This window comes from Xanthomonas sp. NCPPB 1754, from assembly GCF_041475725.2.
GTDB classification, from domain to species: Bacteria; Pseudomonadota; Gammaproteobacteria; order Xanthomonadales; family Xanthomonadaceae; genus Xanthomonas; species Xanthomonas euvesicatoria.
Genome location: NZ_CM192982.1, coordinates 3,915,512 through 3,935,824 on the forward strand (window position 1 = coordinate 3,915,512; position 20,313 = coordinate 3,935,824).

Below are 20,313 nucleotides of genomic sequence, written 5' to 3' on the forward strand. Positions count from 1 at the left end.
TGACCGCAGTCGGCAGATTGGGTACATTGCCGAAAGCGTTTGGCCGGTGTCTGTCACCGGTGACTTCTGGGGAAGTGTCTTGCGTATTCTGTTTGTTGGGGACGAAGCCAGTCTTCCGTCCGACCTTGTCGACTACGTCGCCGACCTGGGCGACCAGTGGCAGGCGCAGCAGGTGGCCGATGGCAATTCGGCGATCGAAGCTGCCGCGCTGTCGCCGTTCGACGCCGTCATCGTTGCCCCGGTCCTGCCGGACCTGACTGCCGCCACCTTGCTGGGGCAAATCCGCACGCTGCGCCCGGACACCATTCGTATTGCGTTGATCGATGCGCAAGGCGGTCAGCGCACGCCGCCGGCCCGCATCATCGGCGTGGCGCATCGCTTCTTGCCGATGCCGCTGGCGCCCGAAGTGCTGCTCGAGGCGGTCACCAGCCTGGAGGAACTGCGCGAGCTGCTCAGCAATCCGCGCCTGCGCGCGGCGATCGGGAGGATCGAAAAGCTGCCCTCGCCCCCGCATTTGTACCTGAGCCTGATGCATGCGCTGGAAGAGGACGACGGCGCCGACGCGGCCGATATCGCCAAGCTGATCGCCGGCGACCCGGCGATCGCGGCGAAAGTGCTGCAATTGTGCAATTCGGCGTTCTTTTCCGGTGGCCGCAGCATCACCGACCTGCGCACGGCGGTGACCCGCCTGGGGGTGGCGACGCTGCGCGACCTGGTGCTGGCCAGCGAAGTGTTTTCGGTCCAGACGCTCACGCCGGCCGAGCGCAACGCGATGCAGCGCCGCGCCCTGCTCTCCTCGCGCCTGGCGGCCAAGGTGCTTCCGCCGACCAGCGCAGAACTCGGTTCCACCGCCGCATTGCTGGCCGACATCGGCTTGCTGCTGCCGGGCGTACGCGACGAGCGCGAGGCGCCGGCCGAAGGTGGCGACGAACGCCTGGGTCACACCGAAGCCGGCGCCTACCTGCTCGGCCTGTGGGGCTTGCCGATGCCCATCATCGAAGCGGTGGCCTTCCATCGCCATCCGCTGCGTTCCAGCATGCGCAGCTTCTGGGTCACCGGCGCAGTGCATGTCGCCACGGCATTGGCCAGCGGCGAAAGCGTGGACGAAGAGTACCTGACCAAGGTCGGCGTCATCGCCCGCCTGCCGAGCTGGCGCGAACAGGCCGACACGTTGCTGGGGCTTGCCGAGGCGTAAGTCACTCGCATGCGGCATCCCGAAAGAAGCGCGGCCAAGGCCGCGTTTTTTTATGCCGTTTCTTCGACCGCCCTGCATGGGGCCGTTGCGCCAGGGCCGCGCATTGCAAGCCTTGGTCTGGGCGATGTGTCACGGCACTCACCCCAAGCGCACCGCACTACAGGCAGACAATGCGCTCAAGCGCGGTGGAAGCTGCCCGAGAAGAAAGACTGCAGTTCTTTGCGAGCGGAGTCGCTGAGCAACTTCCACATCCTGCGCGCGTTTTTCGCGGAACTGCCGCACCGCTTGAGTCGCGCAGCGATGACTTCGCATCTAAATCACGCGCCGCATGCGCATTGCCTCATCGCAACAGGGCACTGCATAAAAAAAGACGGGCCTTGCGGCCCGTCTTTCATTTACTACGCGCGTCGATGGATCAGAAGCGCTGGGTGTACTTCATGTACATGAAACGACCGATTTCGAAGCCGCCGTAGTAGGCAAAGCTGCTGTTCGGTGCCGAGTACTGCAGCGGACCGCGGTGATCGAACACATTGTTCGCGCCGAGTGCGATCGTTGCGTCCCACGGCGCCTTCCAGTTGACCTGCAGGTCGTGGAAGGTATTGGCGCCGGTGTGACGCAGCGGGTCGGACTCGCCGTTGGCGATATGGTCCGGCGCATCGCAATAGCCTTCGGCCAGCGTGATGCAGCTTTCCTTCATGCCCGAGTAGTAACGCAGGGTGTAGTTGACGCCGAAATCACCCAGCGACCAGTTCACGCCAACGTTCGAACGCACGCGGAAGATGCCCGGCTCGCCGACACGGCCAATCATGATGGCGTTGCCTGCGCTGTCCTGGCCGGCTTCGTCGTACTTGCTGACGTAGCTGGTCTGCCAGTCGAAGGTGAAGGAACCGATGGCCGTTTCCGGCAGGCGGTACTTCACACCCAGGTCGTAGCCTTCGGTTTCCATCTGACCGAGGTTGGCCACGCCGTAGCTCATCGCCGAGATATGACCATCGGCTGCACGTGTGACATTGGCGCAACGTTCAGCGTCGCCGAGCACATAGCAGTCGCGCAGGATGCGGTCGACGCTATCGGCGATGATCATGTCGTTGATCTCGTAGCGGTACCAATCCAGCGAGATGTCCAGACCCTGCACCCAACGCGGGCTCCAGACCAGACCGGCGGTCTTGCTCGTGGAGGTTTCCGGCTTCAGGTTCGGATTGGCGCCGCTGATGAATTCATCAGGCGTCTGGCACGGATAGGTCGTGCAAGGCACGAAGCCCTGGCCGAGCTGGGTGTAGCCCAGCGGCACGCCAGCGTTGGTGCAGGCCGCGTTGCCGTTGACGCTGTTGGGGGCGCCGACGCCGCAAGGATCGATGTAATCCTCGAAGCTGCTGCTCAGGCCGCCGTACAGGTCGCTGATGGTGGGCGCACGGAAACCTTCCGCATACGTCGCACGCACCAGCAGGTCTTCCAGCGGACGCCAGGTCAGGCCGAACTTCGAGTTCAGCGTGTTACCGAAGTTGCTGTAGTCCGAGTAACGCGTTGCAGCGTTGAAGGTCAGTTCCTTAGCGAAGGCGACATCGCTCAGGAGCGGAACATTCAATTCGAGGTAGACCTCGTCCAGCGAGTACTGGCCCTGCGTGGTCTTGGCACCCAGACCGGTGCTTTCGCCCGACTGCGCAAACGCATCCGGAGAGAAGCGACCTTCTTCCTTACGGTGTTCGTAGCCCACCGCAACGCCCAGATCGCCAGCCGGCAGCTCAACCACCGAACCGGACAGGTTTGCGGTGAAGCTGGTGGTCTTGGTCAGACCGGTATCGGTGAAGGTCGGGAACAGGAATTCCTGCAGCGCCGGGTCGGCAAGCGAGCCCTGACCTGCAACGTTGTACGGCAGCAGCGGATTCCACGGACGGCAGGCCGACAGCGAGATCGGATCTGCAGCGGTACCGCACTGCGCAACGCCCTGGCCGTTGATGAAGGACGGGCCCAGCGCCTGACGCGACGCGATGAGGCTCATGTCGCCACGGCTACGCTTGGTGTTCTCGTTGCGGTTCCACAACGCACCCACATCCCAATCCCAGGTCTTGCCGCCGATGTCGAAGTAGCCACTCAAGGTCGGCGCGAAGCGCAGGGTCTTGAGCTGGTTTTCGCTGGCGCGCGGCACTTCCCAAAGACGACGACGGAAGTCGACATCCTGGCCGATCGGATTGAATGCGCTGCTGCCTTCCAGCGGAGTGCCGAAGGAACCGGACTGATACGGGTAGCCCGCGATCTGCCCGTCGGTCGTGCGCTCGTTGTAGGCAATATCGGCGTTGAAGGTGATGGCATCGGCAACGTCGTAGTTGACGTTTGCAAATACCGACTTCCGCTCGATACCGGTCTGCACCATCATCTGCTGGTTCGAGTTGGCGTACTCGGCCGGCGTGATCGGGTGATAGTCGGCCGGGTTGTTCGGGTTGCCGCCGGCATTGAGCGTCTGCCACACCGCGGTGTCCGGATCATCGCAGTCCACCTGCAGCGGATTGCACCACGAACCGTTCTGGCTGATGGGGCTCCAGCTGTTGGGGGTCGAGTTGGGACCGCGCGAACCATCGCGGCTGAACCAGCGGTTCTTGGCGAATACCGGGTCCTGCTTGGAATATTCGGCAGACAGCGTCACGCCACCGCGCTCGCCCTGCGAGCCAACAGTGAAGGAGTACTGCGTGGTGTCGCCGTCGCCCTGGCCGAACTGGCCGAACTGCACGCTGGCTTCAGCGCCGTCGAAACGCTTACGCGTGATGACGTTGACCACACCGGCGATCGCGTCGGAGCCGTAGATGGACGAGGCGCCGTCCTTCAGCACTTCAATACGCTCGATTGCCGACATCGGAATCTGGCTGAGATCCTGCAGACCGGAGGTCGACGCACCCAGACGCTTACCGTTCACCAGCACCAACGTACGCTGCGCGCCGAGGTTGCGCAGGTCGACGTAGTAACCGCCAACGTCTTCGCCGGACGACAGCGCGTCGGCACGCGAGATGGCCGGGGAGCCGGCGGAGGTCAGGTTCTGCAGCACATCGGCAACAGACGTCAGGCCCTGCTTTTCCAGCGCTTGACGATCAAGGGTCAAAATCGGCTGCTGCGTTTCGACGTCGGCGCTGCGGATGCGCGAGCCGGTGATCTCGATACGGTCAAGCGTGGTGGTCGACTCTTGTGCGGCGGCAAAAGCCGGCGTCAACGCGATCGCAATACCGGCGGGCAACAGGCCCAGCCGCACTGCGGAGGTGCGAAGGTTCATCAATCTCTCCAGGGTTCGTTAGTGGCGCGTTAAGCGCCCCTGTGCAAATTACGATTGCGTGAACGCCGTCGCTTTGCGCGTCACGTTACGTGGCTTTGCCGAATCTGGCGGATTTGCCGTTTGGTCGCGGTAGTGCGATGCGGAGACACCGAAGCGCGCACGAAATGCACGCGCGAAGCTGCAGCAATTGTCGAAGCCGCTTGCGGCTGCAACCTCGCCGATCATCATCGAGGTATCGCGCAACAAATCGGATGCACGTTCCAGACGCAAGCGTGCGGACAGCGCCTGCGGGCTTTCTTCGTACAAACTCTGAAACGTCTTGGAGACGTACCAACTGGAAAAGTTGGTCAGCTGCGCCAGTTCGCTGATGCGCACCACGCGGTCGCTGTTGCCTTCCAGGTACAGCCGTGCACGCTGCATACGCCCAAACACCTGACGCCGACGGCTGCGCGAGCGGCCCGGGCAACGCTGTTCCTGCGCAATAAAATCGCGTTGCATCGCGGCCAGGTGCAACAGCAACGGCCGCGCGGACGCACTGCCGCTTTGTGCGGCGGCATTGCGCCACAGGCGCAAGGCAATGCGCAGATCGCTGCGCGACAACTGGGCGCGGCCGGGATACAGCGTGGCATCGGTCAGTTCGGCAAGCGACTGCAGGCTCTCGCCATCCAGACCGACGCCCACGCATAGCGCGCTGCGATCTGCCTGCACGGTGGGATGGGAATCCTTGTCGAAGGCGATCCAGTCGCCGGCACGCAGACGAAAGCGGCCCTCCTTGGATTCCACCCATGCGCGTCCGCGTAGCTGTATCCACAAGGTGAATGTCGCCGCGTTGGTACGGATGCTGCCGAGCCGCGAGACCGCCAGACAGATAGTCGATGTCGACTCGTTGGCGTTATCGAGCGCGAGCGCAAGCCCACGATCCGCGGTGATGACCTGTTGCATGTTGGCAGCCCCCTGTACAAAAGAGGGCGTAGTGTTTTGCCGACTGTGGCGTCAGTCAGGAAGTTTTGACGAAACTGCGCCGAAATTGCCACGAAGCCTTTCCGAAGAACTTACGAGGCGATTTTTCTCAATATCGACAATAAGTTAGCAATGACGCCCATAGGCGCCACGGAATGCTGTGGCAATGGCATATACGCGATGGCGCTGCCATCTTCTTCGGCCAGCGACACATACAGCGTCCCATCGCGCTGGTTCAGGCTGAAACCGTTGATGGTGGTGAACTTGACCGCATCCAAGCACTGGCCGCGGCCGCTGCGCAACTCGCGATCGTAGGCAGCGCAACTGTCGGTGGACGACAGGTAATGCAGTTGGCCATTCACGCCCGGCGCCCAACTGCGATACCGCCAGCGCGATGGCTGTTGCGGATCGACAGCATGCAAGGTGTCGGCGGCCAGCGATGGAGCGACCTGCCACACACCGCCCCCGCTGAGGCGGGTCAGCAAGACCTGTCCGCTGACGCGGTCCAGTCGCAATTGCGAGACGTCCTGCAGCGTCGCCAGCGCACGCCATGGGCTGCTGCGCCGGTCGTACAGCGTTGCGAAGGTATGCCCGTCGTCGGCAGCAGCAAGGACCAGCAGCCGGTCCGGATCGGGAAGATGGATCGCCTGCAGCGGGCGCGGCTGCGGCACGGGTAGTCGCACTACCTGGCCGCTACTGGGGGTCACTTCGAATAGCGCCGCATGCCCGGCCGCATCGCTGCCGCTGACCAGCACGCGTTGCGAATCGGCTGACCAGTCGGCGGCCTGGCGCGAATCCGGGCGCAGCCCTTCGATCAAGCGCACCGAACCGGGCTTGCGGACATCGCCCCACCACAGTGCGTACGCACCGGATCGATTGGATGCAAAGATCAGCTGGCGCCCATCCGGCGCAATCATCGGCTGATCGTCGCGCCCGCTGGATGGAAACAGTCGGCGTCGAATGTAGCCACCGTTCATCGTGTCGCCAATGACCTGATAGACGCCAAACTGCGGTTTGCGTTGCACGAACACCAGATGCCCATGCGCCACGTCCGGTGCTTGCGCATCGTCCACGCCCACATCGTGCAAGCTGTGGTCCCGCAGATCGAGGCGATACAGCCGCGCCTCGCTGTCCACGCGACGCCCGAAGATCAAACCGCTGCCATCGGGCAGCCAACTCCATCCACGGATATCGGCGTTGTCATGGGTGAGCCGTTCGGCGACGCCGCCTTCGGCAGGGATCCGCCACAGGTCCCCGAGCTGCGGATTACGCAGGAACACGATCCAATTCCCATCGGGCGAATACCGCGGCGCGTAATCGAAATCACCCGCCTGCGCCGGATAGTCAAGCGTCTGCCACTGCCCGGTTGCCAGATCCAGGCGACGCATGCGGGCCGCACCGTGCGTGCCGGTCATGCTGCCGAACACCAGCGCGCGCCCATCCGGCGACCAGCTGAAACTCAGCATGTCGGCACCATCGCACCGCATTAACTCGCGCGACGCCGCAGGCCCGGTGGCTGCGGCAATCATGACCCGGCAGCTGCCATCGGGCGCCTGCCTGGAAAACGCGATCTGCCGGCCATCCGGCGACCACGCCGGCAAACGATCGGAGACGCCGGGCGCAGGCGTCTCCAGTACCCGTGGATAGGCGTTGTCGGTGGTCTTGACCAGGATCGAGGTGCCGGTGCGATCGCTGGTCAATGAGGCGTACGCCACCCTCGCGCCATCGGGCGACAGGCTTGGCGTGAGATCGAATCCACCGCCTGCGGTAATGACCTGATACGGCCGTTTGGGGCTGCCCAGCACCGCATGCGCTTGCGCGGTCTCAGGTGCCGGAGCAGGTCGCCATAAGGTCCATACCGCAAGGCTCAGCACGACCAGCAACGCCACGCTGGCGACTGCCAGCGCCATCGAGCGCCGGTGTCGTGGCGCGGCCGGCGCCGCAACGACGGGCGCTACAGGCTGGCCAGGCGCGGTGCGGACGGGCGATGCGGTAGCGTCGGACTGGTCGGGGACGGACGCCACGCCTTGGTCTGGCTGCGCCGGCTCGAGCGTATCCGGACCCAGTGCTTCACCAGGCAGCGTCGCCGATGCAGGTGCCTGCGCTTCCCACACAACCGCCGCCATCAAGCGATACCCGGTCTTGGCGATGGTCTCGATGTGCTCCGAGCGCTGCCCGCCGTGGCTGGCAAACGCCTTGCGCAGCTGCGTGACCGCCTGGGTCACCACATCGTTGGTCGGCAAGGTATCGGGCCAAACCTCGGCAAGCAGTTGCTCGCGCGTGACCACCTGGCCCGGCTGCCGCGCCAGGGTCAGCAACACCGCCAGGGATTTGGGCGCCAGCCGCAGCGGACGCTTTGCGCCAGGTGCGTGCACCTCGCGCGAGGCAATGTCGACCACGCACTGACCGACACGCAGCCGGCCCGATGGCATTGCAATAGCGGGAGGAACACTCATCGGCAAAAACACGCGTCGGCATGCAAGAACAACAAAGAGCGCCCCGCGCCTTCCGCGAAACGCCAAATTCAGCAAAGGACGACGACCAACTGTGTCATGCATCCATTTGGTGCAAATTTTACGCTATGCCCCGTTGCTTCCTAAGACAGGCGGCAGCGTCAGGCTCTCTCTCTCTCGCCGACGAATTCGAATAATTACGACGTACCCTTCGCGCCTTCTGGCGCGATTTTTTTATCTGCGATTCAGCTAAATCAGCTGAAACCCTTATTTACTGGAATCGCTTGCAACCCTGCCATAGCGCGGCACTTGCGGACCGCGCCGTAATCTGTTCAGTACAAAACTGAACTTTTCCTAAGTAGGCGCTACATCACGTTTTATGAAACGCTGCCATGTAACGCGTCACGTGGCGCGATAGACCTGCGCGCCCTGCGCGACAAATTGCGCGGACTTTTCCTGCATGCCCGTCGACAGCGCTTGCGCCTCGCTTATGCCGTGCTCGGCCGCGTAATCACGCACGTCCTGGGTAATCTTCATCGAGCAGAAGTGTGGCCCGCACATCGAGCAGAAGTGCGCCAGCTTGTGCGCGTCCTTGGGCAGGGTTTGGTCATGGAACTCCTTGGCCTTTTCCGGATCCAGGCCAAGATGGAACTGGTCGTCCCAACGGAATTCGAAACGCGCCTTGCTCAAGGCGTTGTCGCGCACTTGCGCGCCCGGATGCCCCTTGGCCAGGTCGGCGGCATGCGCGGCGATCTTGTAGGCCATGATGCCGTCGCGCACGTCCTGCCGGTTGGGCAGGCCCAGGTGCTCTTTCGGAGTGACGTAGCAGAGCATGGCGGTGCCGAACCAGCCGATCATCGCCGCACCGATCGCGCTGGTGATGTGGTCGTAGCCCGGCGCGATGTCGGTAGTCAGCGGCCCCAGGGTGTAGAACGGCGCCTCGCCGCATTCGCGCAGCTGCTTGTCCATGTTTTCCTTGATCAATTGCATCGGCACATGGCCGGGGCCTTCGATCATGGTCTGCACATCGTGTTTCCAGGCGAGCTTGGTCAGCTCGCCCAGCGTTTCCAGCTCGCCGAATTGCGCCGCGTCGTTGGCGTCGGCGATGCAGCCGGGGCGTAGGCCATCGCCCAACGAAAACGCCACGTCGTAGGCCTTCATGATCTGGCAGATGTCTTCGAAGTGCGTGTAGAGAAAATTCTCCTTGTGATGCGCCAGGCACCACTTGGCCATGATCGAACCGCCACGCGAGACGATGCCGGTCACGCGCTGTGCGGTCAGCGGTACGTAACGCAGCAACACGCCGGCGTGGATGGTGAAGTAATCCACGCCCTGTTCGGCCTGCTCGATCAAGGTGTCGCGAAAAATTTCCCAGGTCAGCGCCTCGGCGCGTCCATCGACCTTCTCCAGCGCCTGATAGATCGGCACCGTGCCGATCGGGACCGGCGAGTTGCGGATGATCCATTCGCGCGTCTCATGGATGTGCTTGCCGGTGGACAGATCCATGACCGTGTCCCCGCCCCAGCGGATCGACCACACCAGCTTCTCGACCTCTTCGGCAATGCCTGAAGACACCGCGCTGTTGCCGATGTTGGCATTGATCTTGGTCAGGAAATTGCGGCCGATGATCATCGGCTCGCTCTCGGGGTGATTGATGTTGTTGGGCAAGATCGCGCGGCCCCGTGCGATCTCTTCGCGCACGAACTCCGGTGTAATGCGTTGCTGGATCGAAGCTCCGAACGCCTGGCCCGGGTGCTGCCTGCGCAAGCTTGCATCGGTCACCGCTTCCAGGCGCTGGTTTTCGCGGATCGCCACGTACTCCATTTCCGGCGTGATGATGCCGCGGCGCGCGTAATGCATCTGGGTGACGTTGGCGCCCTGTCGCGCGACCCGCGGCAGACGCCGCGCCGGAAAGCGCACTGCATCCAGACGCACATCGTGCTCGCGGCCACGCCCGAAGCTGGAGCTCAGCCCGTCCAGGGCGACGGTGTCGCCACGCTCGGCAATCCACTGCGCACGCAGCGGTGCCAGACCGGCTGCCAGATCGATCGCCACCCGCGGATCGGTGTAAGGCCCGGACGTGTCGTAGACGCTGAGCGGCGGATTCTCTTCGCCGCCGAACAAGGTGGGCGTGCGCGTCAAGGCGATCTCGCGCATCGGCACCTGCAGATCGGCGCGCGAGCCTTGCACGAAGATCTTGCGTGAACCGGGAATCGGCTGGGTGACAGCCTCCGACAACGACTGGGCTTGTTGTTGCAAAACGGTGGGCGCGGCATTCATGGCATTCGTCCTGTGTGCTGGCCCTGCGAAGGAGTCGCAGTGCGGACGAAGCGGCGGCGCTCGATACTGATTGCCCGTGCACGCACGAACCATCGCATCTGACGAAGCTTCCCTACGCCGGTATCAGCCGGATCAGGTTCGAAGGGACTATCTCAACCGCAGCACGCTGCGGTACCCCCACTTCGGCGGCGATTAAACCACATCGCACCTGCGCAGCTAAACAAAATCCGCCACATACCCGCAGCGCGCACGGCCCGCGCTAAACCCGTAGGGCATACCGCACTGACGCAGCGGCCGCACCGGCCTGCTGTTGCGCGTCGCAAGGTTGTCGCGTTCGGCGGCGACATATGTCCGCACAGGTCATCTCACGTCGCTGCAGCACACGCCCAGCGTCGCCCGGGCATTACATGGCGCGCCGATGCATTGCGCGCGTCGCCACGCAACAAGGCGCCGATTGACGAAAAACGGCGGCGAAACCCGCTCGTTAAATTCCCGCTAAGCCTGCGTGGCGTGCCGAATACGCCGCACGCATACAGGTGTCATTCACGGGGATCGCGCTGTCGCTCCTCCTCTACCGGGAACCGCCGTACATATGACTAAGACAACGCTCCACCCGACGATGCGTCGGGGCTCGCTCGCGATCGCCATCAGCCTGTGCGTCAGCACGAGCGCCATCGCCCAGGAACAAACCGACAAGAGTCCGACCAACCTGGACAAGATCGAAGTCACCGGCTCGCGCATCCGTTCGGTCGATGTGGAAAATTCGCAACCGGTACTGGTACTGACGCGCCAGGACATCGAAAAGCAGGGCTTGCCCTCGGTTGCCGACGTTCTCAAGCGCATTCCCTCCAATGGCGCGACGATGAACAGCACCGTCAACAACGGCGGCGACGGCTCGGCCACGGTGAGCCTGCGCAACCTGGGCGCCTCACGCACACTGGTGTTGGTCAATGGCCGGCGCTGGGTCTCGGGCCTGTCCGGTTCGGTGGATCTGAACACCATCCCCTCGGCCATCGTGGAGCGCGTGGAAGTCCTCAAGGATGGCGCCTCGTCGATCTATGGCTCCGATGCCATCGCGGGCGTGGTCAACATCATTACCCGTACCAATTTCGATGGCGCCGAAGTCAACGCCTACGTTGGCCAATACGGCCAGGGCGACGGTCAGCGCACCTCTTTCGACGCGACCGTGGGCGCCACCAGCGAGCGCGGCAATTTGGTCATCGGCTTGTCCAGCGTCAAGGAAGATGCGGTGATGGCAGGCGACCGGGAGATCTCCGCCGAGCCGGTGTACGGCGCGGGCTCGTCGGCCTATAGCAGCTACTCGGCAAGCGGCCGCCTCCGTGCAAATGGCACCAGCGGCGCCTGGACGGTATTGCCCGACAGCGCCACCGCGAGCGGCGACAGCAGGTATCCGCGCTATGGCCTGGACCAGTACACCGCCTTCAACACGTCCGAATATGGCTACAACTACGCCAAGGACAATTACCTGGTCACGCCACAGAAGCGCGACGCGTTGTACGTGCAGGGCAACTACGCACTCACCGACAACGTGCGCTTCAAGTTCGATGGACTGTATAACCGCCGCCAGTCGTCGCAGCAATTGGCAGGCTTTCCGCTGGCCTCCGTCAACACCGGCATCCTGTTGAGCGGCGAGAGCTACTACAACCCGTACAACACTGCCTACGGCGGCGACGGGCGCGATGTGGGCTGGTCGCACCGCTTGACCGAATTCGCGCGCACCTATCAGCAGGACGTCAAGACCTCGCACGTGTACACCGGGCTGGAAGGCGACTTCCAGTTTGCCGACAGGCAGTTCAGTTGGGATGTGGGCTTTGCGCACAACCAGACCGACCAGACCGAAACCCAGTATGGCGATGTCAATCTGCTCAACCTGGGCAATGCGCTCGGTGCATCGGGCATCGTCAATGGCACCCTGGCGTGCCTGGACAGCGGCGGCGCCGTCATTGCCGGCTGCGTACCGTTCAACCCCTTGTCGCCGGCCGGTGGCGTGACCCAGGAAATGCTGGACTACATCCTGTTCACTGCGCACAACACATATCAATATAAAAACAGCAGCTTCACCGCCAACCTCACCGGCGAGCTGTTCGAGCTGCCCGCCGGCTGGATGAGTTTTGCCGCCGGTGTCGAACATCGCGAGGAAAGCGGATTCTCCTCACCGGATGCCTTGATTTCGGCCGGCTATACCTCGGGCAATTCGTTTACGCCCACCTCTGGCTCGTACACGCTCAACGACTACTACACCGAAGTGGCGATTCCGCTGCTGAAGGATGTGCCCGGTGCGCAGTTGCTGGAATTGAGCGCAGCAGTGCGTTATTCGGACTACAACACCTTCGGCAGCACCACCAATAGCAAGTTCGGCTTCAAGTGGAAGCCGGTCGCCGACCTGCTGATTCGCGGCAATTACGCCACCGGTTTCCGCGCGCCATCGATCGAAGATCTGTATCTGGGCGCCTCGGACAGTTTCGACACCTATTCCGATCCCTGCTCGACCAATAGCACCTCCTACACCAGCGCGATTGCGGCCGCATGCGCAGCCCGCGGCGTGCCTGCCAATTACGTTGCCGAATACAACAGCGCCAGCGGCAACTCCGGCCAGACCATCTATCCGTTCACCTACACCAGCAACGCCAACCTGCAACCGGAAAAATCCAAGAACACCACGCTTGGCTTTGTCTACAGCCCGGCTTCGGTGCAGGGCCTGGACGTGTCGCTGGACTGGTGGAAGATCGAAATCACCGACGCCATCACCGAATTCAGCGCCAATCAGATCCTGTCGCAGTGTTACCAATTCAACGTCTCGGCGTTCTGCGATCTGGTGACCCGCGATGCGACAGGGACCATCACCGGCCTGGTGATCCAGCCGGTGAATGTCGGCGAGCAACGCATGCAAGGCTACGATTTCACCGCGCGTTACAAACTGCCGCAGACCGCAATCGGCCAGTTCATGCTCACGCTGGATTCGACCTACGTGGCCGTCAACGAGCAGAAGCAGGACGACAATTCTGCGTGGGAAAGCTACAACGGCATCTACCGACGTCCCCCCGCCCTGAGTAGCGGTCGGGTTTAAAGTCCGGGGTTGATGATATCGGTGTTTGCCAGATGTTGGGCATAAGCGGACGGCGTCATGCCGCCAATTGCTTTCTTCGGTCGGTCCTCGTTGTATTCGCGTCGCCAGCGTTCGATCTCGGTGCGCGCGTGCAGCAACGTCGGGAACCAGTGCTCGTTGAGGCATTCGTCGCGTAGTCGGCCGTTGAACGATTCAACATAGGCGTTTTGATTTGGCTTGCCGGGTTGGATTAGCCGTAGTTGCACACCACGGGCATGTGCCCAGACGACCATCGCTTTGCCGCAAAACTCCTTGCCGTTGTCGGTGCGGATCACCTTCGGTAAACCGCGACTGTGTGCCAACCGATCCAGCACGCGCGCAACGCCGTGCCCGGAGATCGCGCGTTCCACCTCGATGGCGACCGCTTCGTGCGTTGCGTCGTCCACGATCACCAGACACTTGATCACTCGGCCGTCGGCGGAGCGGTCGAACACGAAGTCCATCGACCACACCTGGTTGGCCTGCGCTGGCCGCAGCAGCGGCTGACGCTCGCCAACCGGCACCTTCTTGCGCTTGCGGCGCCGCACTTGTAGCTGCTGCTCGCGATACAACCGCTCCACGCGCTTGTAGTTCACCAGGCGTCCTTCCTGTCGCAGCTTGAGATAGATCATCCCCACGCCGTAGCGGCGATGGCGATGCGCCAACGCAAGAATGCGCTCGCGCAGTTCGCCATTGCGGTCTTGGCGTGGGCAATAGCGCAGCGCGCTGGCGCTCATGCCGATCGCCGCCAAGGCGCGACGCTCGCTGGCACCACGCCCGATCCACTCGCGCACCAGCGCACGACGCGCCGGTGCGCTCACCACTTTTTTCGCAACGCATCCTTGATCAGGTCGTTCTCGAACAACTGCTCGGCCAGCAACTTCTTTAGCCGCGCGTTCTCGGCCTCAAGATCCTTGAGCCGCTTGGCGTCGGGCACGCTCATTCCGCCGAACTTGCTGCGCCACAGGTAATACGAGGCCTCGCTGAAGCCATGCCGCCGGCACAGATCCTTGATCGCCACACCGGCATCAGCTTCGCGCAGGAAGCCGATGATCTGTTCTTCAGAAAAACGCTTCTTCACGTCCAATCTCCTTGGGGTAGGGAATTGGACTCCAAACTGAGGTGCTACTCAAAATTGGGGGGACGTCGCTACCACACCAACAACCCGAACTGGCGCACCCGCGGCACGCTCACCCTGGACTGGAGCTACGGCAATCTGGCCGCCAACTGGGCCGTGCGGTACTACTCGGGCATGAAGGACTACGATTCGGAACTGGACGACAACGGAAACTATCGCCACGTTGCGGCGACTGCGTTCAACGACATGCAGGTGTCTTACCAGCTTCCATGGAATGCGACCGTGCGGTTGGGTCTGAACAACGTCTTCGACCGCGATCCGCCGGTCGCGCTCAGCGCCTCGGCTAACTCGTTCGATCCGGCCTACGCCATCCCGGGACGCTACAGCTACCTGCAGTACACGCAGCGCTTCTGAGCACGCTGTCCTGATCCACGTGTTGTCACAACGACCTCCTTCGGGAGGTCGTTGTCTGTGTGGCACGGCTAACACGCAATCAAGCGCTTGGCACACGGCACGGCGATGGCGACATGCACAGACATTTCCAGGGCACATCGCACCGCTAGCCTGCAGCCACTACAACAAGAAACCTGCTCTCTCTCCCTGCCGCCGATCTTCGGCGGCTTTTTTTTGTTGTCCGGGTGGAGGCGCAGCAGCCAAACCCCGGCCGGGCGACGCCATCACTCCAGCGTATAGCCCACCCGCAAGCCGCCCCAGTGCTTGCCGCCGACGAAGATCGGCGTGGACAGGTCGAACATGATCTGGCCGGTATCGCGGCGATAGACCTGCAGACGGTAAGGATCGGTATGCGCGCCCACGCTGCGCCCAACGCGGTCGGTGAACTTGCGCTTGGTGCGGTTGCCGACCAGATCGCGCTTGGCATCGCCGGTCAACGGTTGGGTGAAGCGCAGGTTGTGCGTGGGCACATACCCATCGGGGTTGGCGCAGATGGCGAAGACGATCCACGGGTGCGCGTCCAGCAGCGGCTCCTGCAAAGCGGGCAGTAGCTGGTCGCAGAGCGCATCGAAGTCGGTACTGAACTTGGGCGGCTCCACGCCGGCGATCGGCGTATAGGTGCGCGCGAACAATGCGGCTTGCTCGATCTGCCCGCGCGCAATGGCTTGCGCCAGCGCACTGCCGATCTTGCCGGCCGTGGCAACGGCCAGCTCCTTGACCCGCGCGTGCCTGGGCACCTGCAGCGGGTCCGGCGGCAACCGGAACAAGCCCACGCAATCGCGCAGGGTTTCGGTGCCGCGCTCCAGCGCTTCGCTGCGTTCGGCCACGTGCGCGGCATGCTGCAGATTGCTGCGGCCCAACGCCACCACGCCATCTACCGCACGCTCGATCCCGCGAATTTCGCCGTCCTGCGCCTGGATGCGCCCGGCCACGGTGGTCATCGCGCTGCTGGCCTGCCCGAGCACACGGGTGATGCCATCGAGCACCGCTTCTGTGCCACGTGCAGAGGCTGCGCCCTCCCCTACGGCGGCGCTGGTTTCGGCCAGGATCGCGCGTACGTCGCGTGCCGCCGCTGCGGCGCGTTCGGCCAGCCGCCGGATCTCGGTGGCCACCACCGCAAACCCGCGCCCGGCATCGCCGGCATGCGCGGCTTCGATGCTGGCATTGATCGACAGGATATTGGTCTGGAACGCCACCGAATCGATGACTTCGATGACTTCGCCCGCACGTGACGCTCGGCGCTCCACTTCGTGCATTGCTTGGCCCAGCGCATGCGCGGCAGCCACACCTTGCCGCGCACTGTCGTCGGCGCTGGCGGCCAGCGCAATCACCTGCGCCAGCTCGGCATTGACGTCCTGCAGGCTGGACGACAGCCGCTCCACCGCGGTGCGCGCACCGTCCAACGCCTCGTTCTGCGCCTGCGACTGGCGCACCATTTCATCGTTCTCGGCCACCAGCGGCGGCACTTCGGCAGCGATCTGCACCGACAAGGCCACTGCCTGGCGGATGGCCTCGGCCAGATTGCCGAACCCGGCTTGCAGGCGCCGGCCCATCTCGGTTTCCGCCAGTCCCGGCGGCAACAGGAGTTCGAGTTCGCAGCCGGCCAGCGCCTGGGCAGTGCGCTCGAGCACCGTGCGGTCTTCGTGCTCGGCCTGCAGGCGTGCAACCAGCGGCTGCAGCAGGGGCGAGATCGGCACCGGCCGGCTGCCGTCGGCCAGACGCGTGGCCTCGCGCAGCAGGATCGCCGTTTCCACATGCGGCAGCGACAGCATCCAGCCGCCATGCGCGCGGTCGCGCACATAGCGCACGCGCCGCGCCGGGTCGTCGCCCGGGGCAGCCCAGACGCCGTCTTCGCCAACCAGATCGGCCGCGCTCAAGCCCCACACCACCGAGGCCGGCGCGCCCTGCAGCTCGAGCGCCGTTTTGCCCAGCACATCCAGGCCGACGCGGTTGCAGGCCACCACACACGCCTCGGCGGACAACCGCAGCAAGGCCACGGGCGCATCCGGGAGCACGGCCGTCTGGGTCTGCGACGGCGGGTCGGGCTGTTGCATCGAATTCATGAGGGGCTCCTGCTCCATCCCGTGATTAGCGGCGTGCGGCGGCCGGAGTTGAGCGGCAACCTCAACCGTGTCGCGCGCTCAGTATCCGGCCGCCTGGCCGTCCTTGCGGCTCTCCGACGCACCGTAGTACACGCCGCTGGCCGCATCGCGGGCGATGGCCTGATACCCGCCGTACGGACCGTCGGCAAAGATCACCCGGTGGCCTTTGCGCATCAGCGCGCGGATGGTGTCGTAGGAGAAGCCGGTTTCCAGATTCACCTCGCCGCCATCGCGCATCGCGGTGGCCTGCCCGGTCGGTTCGGTGGAGCCCTCGTGCTGGATACGCGGCGCGTCGCCGGCTTCCTGCAGGTTCATGTGGAAGTCCACCAGGTTCATCACGATCTGCACGTGCCCCTGCGGCTGCATCGCCCCGCCCATCACGCCGAAGCTCAGCCAGGGCTTGCCGTCCTTGGTGACGAAGGCCGGGATGATGGTCTGGAACGGCCGCTTGCCCGGCGCGTAGCCGTTGGGATGATCCTTCTTCAGCACGAACATCTCGCCGCGGTCCTGCAGGATGAAACCCAGCCCCGGCGGCGCCATGCCGCTGCCCATGCCGCGGTAGTTGGACTGGATCAGCGAGACCATCATGCCGTCGGCATCGGCCACGGTCATATAGATGGTGTCGCCTTCTTCCAGTTGCCTGGGTGTCCCTGGCTGTACTTCCTTGAGCGCCTTGTCCATCGAAATCAGCGCGCGCCGCTGGTTGGCGTAGTCCTTGGAGATCAGCCTGGCCAGCGGTGCCGGCTGAAACGCAGGGTCGGCGTAGAAGCGCGCGCGGTCGGCGAAGGCCAGCTTCTTGGCCTCGGTGAACAAGTGCACGTGCTCGGCCGAGCCGAACGGAATCTTGGAGAAATCGTAACCCTCCAGGATATTGAGCATCTGCAACGCGGCGATGCCCTGGCTGTTGGGCGGCAGTTCCCACACATCAACGCCGCGATAATTGGTGGACACCGGTTCGACCCACTCGCCCGTATGGCTGGCCAGGTCCTCATAGCTGAGGTAGCCGCCGTTGGCCTTGAAGTAGGCACCGATGGTGCGGGCGATGTCGCCCTTGTAGAACGCGTCACGGCCGCCGTCGGCGATCTGCTGCAGCGTGTTGGCCAGGTTCGGGTTCTTCCACAGCTCGCCCTTGCGCGGGGCGTGGCCGTCGATGGTGAACTGCTCCTTGAACCCGGGGTATTGCGACAGGCGCGGCACCGAACGGTCCCAGTAATAGGCGATGGTCTCGGCGACCGGATGGCCTTCGCGCGCGTAGCGGATCGCCGGCGCCAGGTTCTGTGCCATCGGCTTGCGCCCGAAGCGCGCGTGCAGCGCGAACCAGCCGTCCACCGCACCCGGCACCGACACCGGCAACGGGCCGGTCGGCGGAATGTCCTTCAAGCCACGGCGCTGGAATTCGGCCAGGGTCAGCGATTTGGGCGAGCGGCCGGAGCCGTTGTAGCCGTAGAGCTTGTGGGTCTTGGGGTCCCAAACGATCGCAAATAGATCCCCTCCCACGCCATTGCCGGTGGGCTCCATCAGGCCCAGCGCCGCATTAGCCGCGATCGCTGCATCCACCGCCGAGCCGCCATCCTTCATCACGTCCAGCGCGATCTGGGTGGCCAGCGGTTGCGAGGTCGCGGCCATGGCATGCGGCGCAATGACTTCCGAGCGGGTGGCAAACGGCTGCCCGGTGACGCGGTCGGCAGCGCCGAGGGGCGGCGCGAGCAACGCCAGAGCAGACACCAACAACACAGGTACGCGACGCATCACCGAGGGCCCCTGACACTGAGAATGAGGTGCCAACCATACCAGCGGGCCGCGTCCTGCCGTCCGATCGACACTTGGCAGCGCGCTCAATGCCGCGCAGATGGTGATCCCCGTCGGCGCTTGTTGTGCCGTCCCGATCAGGTTTCAGCAGTAACCATGCAGCTGCGACGGGGCTTTGCATGCCACTCGGCACATCGATGCGGATGTTTCATGCGCAAGGGTTGACACCCTGGTTGCCGCGGTGGTTATCTCAGGCCCATGCCGCACCACTTCACCACCTCGAACGCCCCACTGTCCGCGCCCTCCGGCGCGTTGGCTGCGTCGCTTCTCGTGCTCGTACTTATTACCTCGCCAGCCGGTGCGGGACGAGACTTCGTGTAGGCAACAGACACACAAGGCTTCGATCAGACCCCGCACCGGCAACGGCGCGGGGTTTCGCGTTTCAGGGATCACCAAAAGTTTCGAATGACATGAACGACATCACTGCCACATCCGCAACATCGCCATGCGCCCAGCTGCGCATGAGTGCCTGTGGTTGCCTGCGCACTGTCATCGCGCGTCCCCGCTTTGCTCAGCCGGCCAGTGCACGCACTGCCGGCTGATCCATTTATCCACTGCCCATCTCCACTGCCAACCCCGCAAGGACATTCCATGAGCAACGACACCCAACCGAAAATCGCGATCATCGGCTACGGCAGCCAGGGCCGCGCACATGCGCTGAACCTGCGCGATTCCGGCTTCGACGTCACCGTCGGCCTACGTGCCGGCGGCCCGACCGAAGCCAAGGCGCAAGCCGACGGCTTCACCGTCGTGGCGCCGTCAGAAGCGGTCAAGAGCGCGGACCTGGTCGCCATCCTGACCCCGGACATGGTGCAGAAGAAGCTCTACGAAGAGGTCATCGCCCCAAACATGAAGCAGGGCGCCTGCCTGCTGTTCGCGCATGGCCTGAACGTGCACTTCGACATGATCAAACCGCGCGCCGATCTGGACGTGGTGCTGGTCGCGCCCAAGGGCCCGGGCGCATTGGTGCGTCGCGAATATGAAATCGGCCGCGGCGTGCCGTGCATCTATGCGGTGTACCAGGACACCAGCGGCAAGGCCGAGCAGTTCGCGCTGACCTATGCCGGTGGCCTGGGTGGCGCGCGCGCCAACATCATCAAGACCACGTTCAAGGAAGAAACCGAAACCGATCTGTTCGGCGAGCAGGCCGTGCTGTGCGGCGGCGCCTCCTCACTGGTGCAGGCCGGTTTCGAAGTGCTGGTCGAGGCCGGGTATCAGCCCGAAATCGCATACTACGAAGTGCTGCACGAATTGAAGTTGATCGTGGACCTGTTCTACGAAGGCGGCATCACCCGCATGCTGGAATTCGTGTCCGAAACCGCACAATACGGCGATTATGTCAGCGGCCCGCGCGTGATCGATGCCGGCACCAAGGCGCGCATGAAGGACGTGCTGACCGACATCCAGAACGGCACCTTCACCAAGAACTGGGTAGCCGAATACGACGCCGGCCTGCCGAACTACAACAAGTTCAAGCAGGCCGATCTGGAACACCCGATCGAGGAAGTGGGCAAGAAGCTGCGCGCCAAGATGGTGTGGCTCAACGGGCAACAGCAAGCCGCTGCCGCACCTGCGAATCAACAGGCGGCATAACGCCGCCGCCTCCCCCACCGCTTAA

At 63.6% G+C, this 20,313-nt stretch carries 9 protein-coding genes, 2 pseudogenes and 1 riboswitch; of the genes and pseudogenes, 4 read left to right on the plus strand and 7 right to left on the minus strand.

The window, feature by feature from the left end; translation table 11 throughout:
- Window positions 1-46 precede the first annotated feature (46 nt).
- Window positions 47-1,195: an HDOD domain-containing protein gene (locus ACCQ15_RS16930; RefSeq protein ID WP_029820216.1), complete on the plus strand. Its 1,149-nt coding sequence runs from the start codon at window positions 47-49 to the stop codon at window positions 1,193-1,195.
- Window positions 1,196-1,610: 415 nt separating this feature from the next.
- On the opposite strand, the gene ACCQ15_RS16935 is transcribed toward ACCQ15_RS16930, so the two are convergent.
- The 4 genes from ACCQ15_RS16935 to thiC all read right to left on the minus strand — a co-directional run bounded on the left by ACCQ15_RS16935 (window position 1,611) and on the right by thiC (window position 10,147).
- On the minus strand, window positions 1,611-4,454 hold the full coding sequence (locus ACCQ15_RS16935; protein WP_008573719.1) for a TonB-dependent receptor plug domain-containing protein: 2,844 nt from the start codon (window positions 4,452-4,454) through the stop codon (window positions 1,611-1,613).
- 48 nt (window positions 4,455-4,502) lie between these two features.
- A complete protein-coding gene (locus tag ACCQ15_RS16940) occupies window positions 4,503-5,396 on the minus strand; it encodes a helix-turn-helix domain-containing protein (protein WP_008573718.1) in 894 nt (297 codons plus the stop codon).
- 110 nt (window positions 5,397-5,506) lie between these two features.
- Window positions 5,507-7,846: a winged helix-turn-helix transcriptional regulator gene (locus ACCQ15_RS16945; protein ID WP_372380821.1), complete on the minus strand. Its 2,340-nt coding sequence runs from the start codon at window positions 7,844-7,846 to the stop codon at window positions 5,507-5,509.
- A 423-nt stretch (window positions 7,847-8,269) separates the two neighbouring features.
- Window positions 8,270-10,147 carry a phosphomethylpyrimidine synthase ThiC gene (gene thiC, locus ACCQ15_RS16950; RefSeq protein WP_209261379.1) on the minus strand — a complete coding sequence of 626 codons (1,878 nt, stop codon included), beginning with the start codon at window positions 10,145-10,147 and terminating at the stop codon, window positions 8,270-8,272.
- A gap of 91 nt (window positions 10,148-10,238) precedes the next feature.
- Window positions 10,239-10,336, minus strand: a riboswitch (TPP riboswitch).
- Between the two features lie 430 nt (window positions 10,337-10,766).
- Here thiC and ACCQ15_RS16955 point away from each other — a divergent pair.
- A pseudogene (locus ACCQ15_RS16955) lies at window positions 10,767-13,199 on the plus strand (TonB-dependent receptor plug domain-containing protein); the annotation flags it as partial.
- Window positions 13,200-13,231: 32 nt separating this feature from the next.
- Here ACCQ15_RS16955 and ACCQ15_RS16960 read toward each other — a convergent pair.
- Window positions 13,232-14,334, minus strand: a protein-coding gene (locus tag ACCQ15_RS16960) for an IS3 family transposase (protein ID WP_372166127.1) whose coding sequence is annotated in 2 segments (ribosomal slippage) — window positions 13,232-14,076 and window positions 14,076-14,334 — 1,104 coding nt in all. Because the reading frame shifts where the segments join, the coding sequence is not laid out codon by codon here.
- Window positions 14,335-14,403: 69 nt separating this feature from the next.
- Here ACCQ15_RS16960 and ACCQ15_RS16965 point away from each other — a divergent pair.
- Window positions 14,404-14,745 (plus strand): annotated as a pseudogene (locus ACCQ15_RS16965) (TonB-dependent receptor); the annotation flags it as partial.
- 263 nt (window positions 14,746-15,008) lie between these two features.
- Here ACCQ15_RS16965 and ACCQ15_RS16970 read toward each other — a convergent pair.
- Together ACCQ15_RS16970 and ggt are read right to left on the minus strand one after the other, a co-directional pair.
- Window positions 15,009-16,865 carry a methyl-accepting chemotaxis protein gene (locus ACCQ15_RS16970; protein WP_170922851.1) on the minus strand — a complete coding sequence of 619 codons (1,857 nt, stop codon included), beginning with the start codon at window positions 16,863-16,865 and terminating at the stop codon, window positions 15,009-15,011.
- A 60-nt stretch (window positions 16,866-16,925) separates the two neighbouring features.
- On the minus strand, window positions 16,926-18,635 hold the full coding sequence (gene ggt, locus ACCQ15_RS16975) for a gamma-glutamyltransferase (RefSeq protein WP_218541372.1): 1,710 nt from the start codon (window positions 18,633-18,635) through the stop codon (window positions 16,926-16,928).
- Between the two features lie 651 nt (window positions 18,636-19,286).
- Between ggt and ilvC the strand changes: the two genes are divergently transcribed.
- A complete protein-coding gene (gene ilvC, locus ACCQ15_RS16980; RefSeq protein ID WP_008573705.1) occupies window positions 19,287-20,288 on the plus strand; it encodes a ketol-acid reductoisomerase in 1,002 nt (333 codons plus the stop codon).
- The last annotated feature ends 25 nt before the right edge of the window (window positions 20,289-20,313 follow it).